This is a genomic window from Sporichthyaceae bacterium, assembly GCA_036493475.1.
Lineage (GTDB): Bacteria > Actinomycetota > Actinomycetes > Sporichthyales > Sporichthyaceae > DASQPJ01.
This window is the reverse complement of record DASXPS010000155.1, coordinates 59144-68608: the sequence shown is the minus strand read 5'-3', so window position 1 is coordinate 68608 and position 9465 is coordinate 59144. Positions and strand designations below refer to the sequence as shown.

Annotated in this window: 7 protein-coding genes; 3 read left to right on the top strand and 4 right to left on the bottom strand. The window is 71.6% G+C overall.

Going from position 1 to position 9465, the window contains the following annotated elements; genetic code table 11:
- Nucleotides 1-1033 (top strand): CHAT domain-containing protein (locus VGJ14_16055; protein ID HEY2833944.1); only part of this gene is annotated, 1033 nt, incomplete at its 5' end.
- A gap of 7 nt (nt 1034-1040) precedes the next feature.
- Here VGJ14_16055 and VGJ14_16050 read toward each other — a convergent pair.
- Genes VGJ14_16050 through VGJ14_16040 form a run of 3 tightly spaced genes read right to left on the bottom strand, consistent with a single transcriptional unit; the run spans nt 1041 to nt 3605 of the window.
- Nucleotides 1041-1883, bottom strand: a complete 843-nt coding sequence (locus tag VGJ14_16050) for a sulfurtransferase (protein HEY2833943.1) — start codon at nt 1881-1883, stop codon at nt 1041-1043.
- Nucleotides 1884-1899: 16 nt separating this feature from the next.
- Complete coding sequence (locus VGJ14_16045; GenBank protein ID HEY2833942.1) at nt 1900-2976, bottom strand: nucleotide pyrophosphatase/phosphodiesterase family protein; 1077 nt, start codon at nt 2974-2976, stop codon at nt 1900-1902.
- 53 nt (nt 2977-3029) lie between these two features.
- On the bottom strand, nt 3030-3605 hold the full coding sequence (locus VGJ14_16040) for a DUF5998 family protein (protein HEY2833941.1): 576 nt from the start codon (nt 3603-3605) through the stop codon (nt 3030-3032).
- Nucleotides 3606-3647: 42 nt separating this feature from the next.
- Between VGJ14_16040 and VGJ14_16035 the strand changes: the two genes are divergently transcribed.
- Entirely contained in the window at nt 3648-4550 is a 903-nt protein-coding gene (locus VGJ14_16035; GenBank protein ID HEY2833940.1) for a pseudouridine-5'-phosphate glycosidase, read from the top strand.
- A gap of 47 nt (nt 4551-4597) precedes the next feature.
- Nucleotides 4598-7030 (top strand): DNA topoisomerase IV subunit A, encoded by a 2433-nt coding sequence (locus VGJ14_16030; protein HEY2833939.1) that lies wholly within the window; start codon nt 4598-4600, stop codon nt 7028-7030.
- Nucleotides 7031-7044: 14 nt separating this feature from the next.
- On the opposite strand, the gene VGJ14_16025 is transcribed toward VGJ14_16030, so the two are convergent.
- Nucleotides 7045-9162 (bottom strand): DNA topoisomerase IV subunit B, encoded by a 2118-nt coding sequence (locus VGJ14_16025; GenBank protein ID HEY2833938.1) that lies wholly within the window; start codon nt 9160-9162, stop codon nt 7045-7047.
- Nucleotides 9163-9465 lie beyond the last annotated feature (303 nt).

Genomic DNA, 9465 nt, shown 5'->3' with positions numbered 1-9465 from the left:
CGGCGACGCGGCCGAGCAGGTGCGCCTGGAGCGAGCTGTGCAGGCCCGGGCGCGGCACGCCCGCGGCGGCGCCGCCGGCGGGCAACGGTGGCCGGGTCAGCTGCGCGAGCTGCTCGCCGGGCGGGCACTGGTCTGCTACCTGCGCCGGGACGAGCGGCTGCTGGCGATCAGCCTGGTCGCGGGCCGGCACCGGGTGCACGATCTCGGTGCGTGGGCGCCGCGGGCGGCCGAGCTGGATTGGCTGCGCTTCGCCTGCCATCGGCTGTGTCGAGATGCGGACGACGCGGCGGCGCGCACCGGTCTCGCGCACAGCACCGCGGTGCTGGATGCCGCGCTGCTGCGCACCCTGCCGGAGCTGACGGGCCGTCCCTTGGTGGTGATGCCCACCGCGGAGTTGCACGCGCTGCCCTGGGCCATGCTGCCGTCGCTGCGTGGCCGGCCGGTGGAGGTGGCGCCGTCATTGCGTCTGTGGTGCTCGGCCGCGGGTGCCGAACCGATTGGGCGCGGACCGGTGCTGCTCGCGGCCGGACCCGGCTTGCGCCACGCCGGCCAGGAGATCGACGCCCTGGCCCGCCTGCATCCCGACGCCCGGGTGCTCCGCCGGGCGGCCGCCGGGGTGGACGCGGTGCTCGCCGGTCTGGACCGGGCGGCGATCGCGCACCTGGCCTGCCACGGCCGATTCCGCGCGGACAACCCGCAGTTCTCCGCGCTGCAACTCGCCAACGGTCCGCTCACGGTGCACGACCTGGATCGGGTCGCCCGGCCACCTCAACTGCTGGTGCTCTCCGCGTGCGAGGCGGCCCGAAGTGCCATCCTGCCCGGCGATGAGTTACTCGGCCTGTCCGCGGCCGTGTGTGCGCTGGGCACCAGGACGCTGATCGCGCCGGTGCTGCCGGTGCACGATGCCGCGACCCGGACGCTGATGGTTGACCTGCACCGCCGACTGCTCGCCGGGGCCGACCCGGCCGAGGCATTGGCCGCCGCCTCGGCCACCGCCGACCTGCCGGGGTTCGTCTGTCTGGGTGCAGGCTGACGGGCCGTCAGCCGTGGTCCGCGCCGGTGGCCACCGGCAGCGCGCGAACCGACCATTCACTCCACGACCCGACATACAGCGCCGGGATCGGCGCACCGAGGCAGGCCAACGTCAGGATCGTGTGACAGGCCGTCACGCCCGACCCGCAATACACCCCGACCTCGGCTGCGCCGAGCGCGCCCAGTTCCTGGAACCGCGCCCGCAGCGCCGCCTGCGGCGACCAGCGCCCGTCGTCGGTGGTGTTCTCCACGGTCGGCGCGCTGTGCGCACCGGGAATGTGCCCGGGCACCGGGTCCACCGGGTCCTCACCGCGGTAGCGGGCAGCCGACCGGGCATCGAGCAGCACGCCCAGCCGGGCCAGCTTCGCGGCACCCTCGGCATCCAACACCGGCAAGATGCCCGGCCCGGCCTCGAAGTCCCCGACCGCGATCGGTCCCGGTTCGCCGGTGGCCACCGGCAATCCGGCCGCCTGCCAGGCCGCGAACCCCCCGTCGAGCACGGCGACATCCGGGTGACCGAAGTGCGTCAGGCACCACCACGCCCGGGCCGCGGCCGGCCCGGCGGCGCCGTCGAGCACCACCACCGGCACGTCGGCACGGACGCCGTGCGCGCGCATCGCGGCACTGAATGCGGTCGGGTCCGGCAGTGGGTGCCTGCCCCCGTCGGCACCGGCGGGCGGCGCGGACAGTTCGGCGTCCAGGTTCACGAAACGGGCGCCGGGAAGGTGACCGGCCAGGAATGCGTCGCGGTCGGGCAGCAGTTCGGGAATCGGCCAGCGCACGTCCAACAGCACCGGCGGGGATGCGGAGTCCAGAGCGATCGCGAGCTCCTTGACGCTGATCAAGGACACGTCGGCTCCGCTCCGCTCAACCAACAGCACTGAGCAGCGGGATCTCCTGCTCGACCGGACTCACCCCACCGTGCATGCCGACCAACCGGGACACGATCGGCTCGGTGCTCGGCATCACCACCGCACCCGACCCCAACGGCACCGCGATCACGTCACCGATGGCCTCCGGGCGCACGGCATTCGGCGGTCCGAACCAGCCGTCGGCGATCGCGGTGCCCCGCTCGCACACCCACCACTGCGGGCCGAGGACCTCACGCCAGGTGGCCAACACGTCCGCGGCGGCGCCGGGCAGCGCGTGCACGTAACGAGCCCGCGGCTCACCGGCCAGCACCTCGACGCCCTCGAGCAGCTCGGGCTGCTGATCGACGTTGATCCGGGCGTCGGCGGGCACGTCGAGCATGCCGTGATCGGCGGTCACCACCAGCGCCGTGCCCGGCGTCAGCCCGGCCACGATCTGCTCCACCAACCGGTCCACGTGTTCGAGTTGGTAGCCCCAGGCCGCGGACTCGCAGCCCTCCCGGTGGCCGGTGGCGTCCAGATCGCCGAAGTAGCTGTAGACCAGCGCCGACTCCCCGGCCGGCCCGTTGCGCAGCACGTCCAGCGTGACCGCGGCCAACTCCCCCGGCGACTCCGCCCACCGTGGTTTGGCGCCACGCAGTGCGGCGATGTTCAGGCCGCTGCCGCGGAACTTGCGCGGACCCACGGCGCTGACCGCGACGCCGGCCGCGGCCGCACGCTCGAACGCGGTGCGGTGCGGTTGCCAAACGTCCGGGTCGACCACCGCCGGGTCCCACTGCAACGTGGACAGCAGCGCCCCGTCCGGCCGCCGCAGGCTCAAACCGAGCACGCCGTGCGCGCCGGGCGGTAACCCGGTGCCCAGCGAGGTCAACGATGTCGCGGTGGTGGACGGGAACCCGGCGGTCAGCCGGCCCGCCTCCGGCGCGCCGGCCAGCGCGCTCAGCACCGGGGCCCGCTTCGCGTGCGCCGCCAACAGGTCCGCGCCCAGCCCGTCGACCAACAACACGGCTACCCGGGGTGGCAGCGCCAGGCCCAACGCGCCGTTCTCACCGGGCACGCCGAGGGCATGCAGCACCCCGGGCAGGACCTCGCACAGACTTCCGGACCCGTACGCCGGTGGAGTAGGAATCACCGGCCGACCGCGCCCGCCAGTGCGGTGGCGAAAGACAGCAGTTGCGCGACTGCCTCCCGGCCGTCGGCCACTTCGCTGACCCGCAGCGACAGGTCGTCCGAGGTCATGGTGCCGGTGAAGCCGTGGTCGGCCTCGCAGGAGTCGTCCCCGCAGCCGGCCGGTTCCAGGTCGATGCGACGCACCGCGTCCCAGCCGACGTTGAGCACCACCTCGGTGGGCGGGGTGCCCACCACGTGCCGGGCGGGGTCGGCCACGGTGCGGCTGACCAGCACGGTGCCCACCCGGCGCAGCGGCACACACTCCGTCGAGGTGGTCGCGTAGGCGGTCGGGTTCTCTTCGTCCGCGCCGTGCTCGTCGGTGTGCCCGACGATCACCCGGGTGGCGGTCAACGCCAGCACGGTGACATGGCGGCGCACGGAATCGGCGTCCAGCGTCGTCTCCTGGTGGACCAGCCAGGACAGCACCGCCTCCTCGCCCACGGCGACGTCGATGCCCTCGGCCACCAATTCCGGGTAGTAGCCGCTGCGCTGGATCGCACTACGCAGCTCTCGAGCCACACCCGTCTCCGACATGCGGCAAGTTTGACACGCCGCGGCCGGCCTAGCGTGACCAGCATGTCCAGGGCCCGGGTGCACCGCGACGTCGAGCGCGCGCTGGCGGCCGGCCGGGCCGTGGTGGCGCTGGAGAGCACGATCATCACCCACGGTCTGCCCCGGCCGGACAACCTGGCGCTGGCCCGTCGGCTGGAGCAGGTGGTCACCGAGGGCGGTGCCGTGCCGGCCACCGTGGGCGTGCTGGACGGTCAGGTGCACGTCGGACTCACCGACCCCGAGCTCGCGACGTTGGCCGAGCGGGGCGACGTGCGCAAGCTTTCCGTGCGCGATCTCGCCCCGGCCATGGCCACCGGCGGCACCGGTGGCACCACGGTCTCGGCGACCGCGCACCTGGCCGCTCGGGCCGGCATTGCGGTCTTCGCCACCGGCGGCCTGGGCGGGGTGCACCGCGGCGCCGCGGTCAGCCGGGACGTCTCCGCCGACCTGGACACCCTGGCCCGGACCCCGATCGCGGTGGTCTGCTCCGGGGTGAAATCGCTGCTCGATGTGCCCGGCACGCTGGAGCAACTGGAGACCCTCGGGGTGCCGGTGCTCGGCTACCGCACGGACACCTTCCCCGGCTTCTACCTGGCCGACGCCGGCCTGCCCGTCGGCTGGCGACTGGACGACCCCGCCGCGGTCGCCCGGGTCATCCGCGAGCACCGCGCGCTGGGCGGCGGCGGGGTGCTGGTGGTCAACCCGGTGCCCGCCGGGGCCGCGCTGGACCCGGCCGCACACGACGCCGCACTGGACGCGGCACTGGCCGCCGCCGAGCACACCGGCGTACGCGGCCAGGCGGTCACCCCCTTCCTGCTCGCCGAACTGCAACAACGACTGGGCCCGTCCGCCGTGGCCGCCAACGTCGCCCTGGTGGAATCCAACGCCGCGCTGGCCGCCCGGATTGCCGTGGCCCTGGCGCACTGAGCGCGCCGCTACCCGACGCAGCCGGCCTCGCCGGCCAGAATGGCGGCATGGCCACCACCCCGCCGCCGGCAACCCCCGAAGAGCGCATCATCGACACCGACGTCGCCGAGGAGATGCGCGGCTCGTTCCTCGAGTACGCCTACTCGGTCATCTACTCCCGCGCGCTGCCCGATGCACGCGACGGTCTCAAGCCGGTGCACCGGCGCATCCTGTACCAGATGGCCGAGATGGGCCTGCGCCCCGAGAACGCCACGGTGAAGTCCGCCCGGGTGGTCGGCGAGGTGATGGGTCGACTGCACCCGCACGGCGACGGCGCGATCTACGACGCGCTGGTGCGCATGGTGCAGCCCTTCTGGATGCGGCTGCCCACCGTGCACGGGCAGGGCAACTTCGGCACGCTGGACGACCGGCCCGCGGCCATGCGCTACACGGAATGCCGGCTGGCCGAGTCGGCGATGGAGATGGTCCGCTCCATCCACGAGAACACCGTGGACTTCGCGCCCAACTACGACGGCCGCGAGACCGAACCCACGGTGCTGCCCGCCGCGTTCCCGAACCTGTTGGTGAACGGCGCAACGGGCATCGCGGTCGGCATGGCCACCAACATGGCCCCGCACAACCTCGGCGAGGTCATCGCGGCCGCGCGGCACCTGATCACGCACCCCAAGGCCGATCTGGACGCGTTGATGAGGTTCGTGCCCGGCCCGGATCTGCCCACCGGCGGCACCATCATCGGCCTGGACGGCATCCGTGAGGCGTACGAGAACGGCCGGGGCTCCTTCCGCATCCGCGCCAAGGCCCACGTGGAAAGCGTGACGGCTCGTCAGAAGGCCATCCACGTCACCGAACTGCCCTACGGCGTGGGCACCGAGAAGGTCATCGAGCGGATCAAGGAACTGGTCGGCAACCGCAAGCTGGCCGGCATCGCCGACGTCACCGACCTCACCGACGACCAGCGCGGGCTGTGCTTGGAGATCAAGGTCAAGAACGGCTTCAACCCGGAGGCGGTGCTGGCCGAGTTGTACCGGCTGACCCCGCTGGAGGACTCCTTCGCGATCAACGCGGTGGCCCTGGTCGACGGGCAACCGCTGACCCTGGGCCTGAAGGAACTGCTGCAGGTCTACCTGGAGCACCGCTTCGAGGTGGTCCGCCGGCGCTCGGAGTTCCAGCGCGGTAAGGCCGCCGACCGCCTGCACCTGGTCGACGGCCTGCGCATCGCACTGCTCAACATCGACGAGGTGATCCAGGTCATCCGGACCAGCGACGACACCGCCGCGGCGCGCACCCGGTTGATGGATGTCTTCGACCTGTCCGAGATCCAGGCCACCTACATCCTGGACACCCCGCTGCGCCGGCTGACCCGCTACGACACGCTGGTGCTGGAGCGGGAGGGTGAGGAACTGCGTGCCCGCATCGAGGAACTGACCGCGCTGCTGGAATCCGACGCCCTGCTACGCAAGGCGGTCTCCGCGGAGATGAAGGAGGTCGCCGACAAGTTCGCAGATCCGCGGCGCACCGTGCTGCTGGAGTCCTCCGGCACCCCGGCGGCCGCCGTGCCGTTGGAGGTCACCGACGACCCGTGCTGGGTGCTGTTGTCCTCCACCGGTCTGCTGGCCCGTACCGCCGGGGTGGAGCCGTTGCCCATCGACGGCAAGCGGGCCAAGCACGACGTGATCACCCATGCGGTGGCCACCACCGTGCGCGGCTTCGTCGGCGCGGTCACCTCGACCGGACTGATGCTGCGGGTCGGTGTGCTGGACCTGCCTGCACTGCCCACGACGGCAACCGCCCCGGTGCTGTCCGGCGGTGGCGCGGTCAGCGAGTTCTGCCAACTGCAGAAGGGTGAACGCGTCATCGGGCTCGCCTCGCTCGACCCCGACGGTCCGGTGTTGGCGCTCGGCACCGCCACCGGGGTGGTGAAGCGGCTCAAGCACGACGTGCCCGCAAACAAGGACGACTGGGAGGTCATCGCGCTCAAACCCGGCGATCGGGTGGTCGGCGTGGCGAGCACGCCCGCCGACGCAGGCGCGGATTTGGTCTTCGTCACCAGTGACGGGCAACTCCTGCGTTTCCCGGCCTCCGCAGTCAATCCGCAGGGGCGCACTGCCGCCGGCATGGCCGGGGTGCGGGTCGCCGGTGATGCCACCGCGATCTCATTCGGCGCGGTGGACCCCGCCTGGGACGCCGTAGTGGTCACCGTCGCGGGCAGCAGTGGCACGTTGGACTTCGGCGGCGGGTCCATCAAGGTCACCCAGTTCGGCGAGTACCCGGCCAAGGGCCGCGGCACCGGCGGCGTGCGCTGCCATCGCTTCCTGCGTGGCGAGGACGTGTTGCGCTTCGGTTGGGCGGGCCTCACCCCGGCCCGCGCCGCGGGAAGCAAGGGCGAACCGATCGTGCTGCCCGAGCCCGACACTCGCCGCGACGGCTCAGGCGTTCCACTGGACAAGCCCATCGCCGCCGTCGCCGGCCCGCTCTCGTAGCCCCTGACGAGGATTCAGGCGTCGATGCGGGAGCGGTCCAGGGAGCCCGCGGAGTTCACGATGAACTCCTTGCGCGGGGCCACGTCGCTGCCCATCAGCAGGTTGAAGACCTGTTCGGACTCAGCCAGGTCACCGGGGCTGATCCGGCGCAGCGTGCGGGTCGCCGGGCTCATCGTGGTGTCCTTCAGTTGCGCGGCATCCATCTCGCCCAGACCCTTGTACCGCTGCGGGTCCTTCCAGGTGCGCCCCTTCTTGCCCAGGCCCGCGAGCAGGCTGCGCAGTTCGGCGTCGGTGTAGGTGTAGAGGATCTCGTTGGCCTTCTTGCCGGGGTTGACCACCTCGATGCGGTGCAGCGGCGGCATCGCCGCGTACACCCGCCCGGCGTCCACCAGGGGCCGCAGGTAACGGTGGATCAGGGTGAGCAGCAGGGTCCGGATGTGCGCGCCGTCGACGTCGGCGTCGGTCATCAGGATGATCTTCCCGTAGCGCGCGGCTTCGATGTCGAAGGTGCGCCCGGACCCGGCCCCGATCACCTGAATGATCGAGGCGCACTCGGCGTTCTTCAGCACGTCACCGACGCCGGCCTTCTGCACGTTGAGGATCTTGCCGCGGATCGGCAGCAGCGCCTGGAACTCCGAATTGCGGGCCATCTTCGCGGTGCCCAACGCCGAGTCACCCTCGACGATGAACAGTTCGCTGCGGTCGACGTCCTCACTGCGGCAGTCGGCCAGCTTCGCGGGCAGCGAGGAGGTCTCCAGTGCGTTCTTGCGGCGCTGGTGCTCCTTGTGCTGACGGGCCGCCACCCGGGTGCGGGCGGCCGCCACAACCTTCTCCAGCACCGTCTTGGCGACCTGCTTGTCCGTGCGCCGGGTGGAGGTCAGGAACGCCCGCAACTCCCGGTCCACCACCCGCTGCACGATGCGCGAGGCGTTCGGGGTGCCGAGGACCTCCTTGGTCTGGCCCTCGAACTGCGGTTCGGCCAGACGCACCGTCACAATCGCAGTAAGCCCCTCCAGCACGTCTTCCTTGATCAAGGCCTCGTCGCCGGTCTTGAGCAGCTTGGCGGCCCGCGCCACGTCACCGAAGGTCTTCACCAGGGCGCGCTCGAAGCCCGCCACGTGGGTGCCGCCCTTGGGGGTGGCAATGATGTTCACGAACGAACGCACGGTGCTGTCGTAGCCGGTCCCCCAGCGCAGCGCGATGTCCACGCCGAGCTCGCGCTCCACCTCGGTCACGGTCATGTGTCCGGCCTCGTCGAGCACCGGCACCGACTCGGTGAACGTCTCCGCGCCCGCCACCCGCAGGGTGTCCATCAGCGGCGTATCCGGGGCCAGGAAGCCGCAGAACTCGGTGATTCCGCCGGTGAAGCAGTAGGTCTCCTCGACCGGCTCACCGCGACCCCGCGCGTCGCTGATCCGAATGGTCAGCCCCGGCACCAGGAACGCGGTCTGCCGCGCCCGTGCCTGCAGATCGGGCAGCGACAACGCCGCCTCGGCCAGAAAGATCTGCCGGTCCGGCCAGAACCGGATGCGCGTCCCGGTCACCCGCTTGGCCACCCGGCGCACCTTGGTCAGGCCGGAGCCCGCGGTGAACTTCGCCTTCGGTCCCTCGCCCGCGAAGCTGCCCGCCGTGCCGCGCTGGAAGCTGATCCGGTGCGTGGCGCCCTCCCGGTCCACCTCGACGTCCAGCCGCGCGGACAGCGCGTTGACCACCGAGGCACCCACGCCGTGCAGGCCCCCGGTGGCCGCGTACGACCCGCCGCCGAACTTGCCACCGGCATGCAGCTTGGTCATCACCACCTCGACACCGGACAGGCCGGTGCGCGGTTCGGTGTCCACCGGAATACCCCGGCCGTCGTCGCGCACCTCGACCGAGCCGTCGGCATGCAGGATTACGTCGATCGACGCACAGAAATCACCCAGCGCCTCGTCGACCGCGTTGTCGATGATCTCCCACACGCAGTGCATGAGACCACGGCTGTCGGTGGACCCGACGTACATGCCGGGGCGTTTGCGAACGGCCTCCAGGCCCTCCAGGACGAGCAGATGGCGGGCGGTATAGGCCGATCCGGAGGTCTCCACCGTGTCGTTCCCGGTCGTGGACGAGGTGCGGGCTGGTGCGAGGGTGGTCACGGCGGAAACGCTACCCACCGCCGCTGACAGCGGTCCGCGCGGCGCGCCGGCGGCCGGCGTCCGCCGTTCGGCCCATGCAGACCAGCCGTTCGGACCTTTCCGAGCGCGGGACGGAACCGGTGATTCCCGACACAAGTCAAAGCCTTCACCACGGACACGGAAGCCGAAAACTCACCCCGGAAGGTGCAAGGGCTACCCGTACCAGGCACGCAACGTCAAAAGTTGCCGCTGTGTGGTGTCAGGAGAACCGGTTGCAGGCAGGTCGAGAGGGTAACGTCGGAGAACGGGAACGAATCACTCCCG

Excerpts from the sequence above, each read along its gene's own strand:
- VGJ14_16030 (HEY2833939.1), top strand. The coding sequence starts at position 4,598 with ATGGCCACCACCCCGCCGCCGGCAACCCCCGAAGAGCGCATCATCGAC.
- VGJ14_16040 (HEY2833941.1), bottom strand. The coding sequence starts at position 3,605 with ATGTCGGAGACGGGTGTGGCTCGAGAGCTGCGTAGTGCGATCCAGCGC.
- VGJ14_16035 (HEY2833940.1), top strand. The coding sequence starts at position 3,648 with ATGTCCAGGGCCCGGGTGCACCGCGACGTCGAGCGCGCGCTGGCGGCC.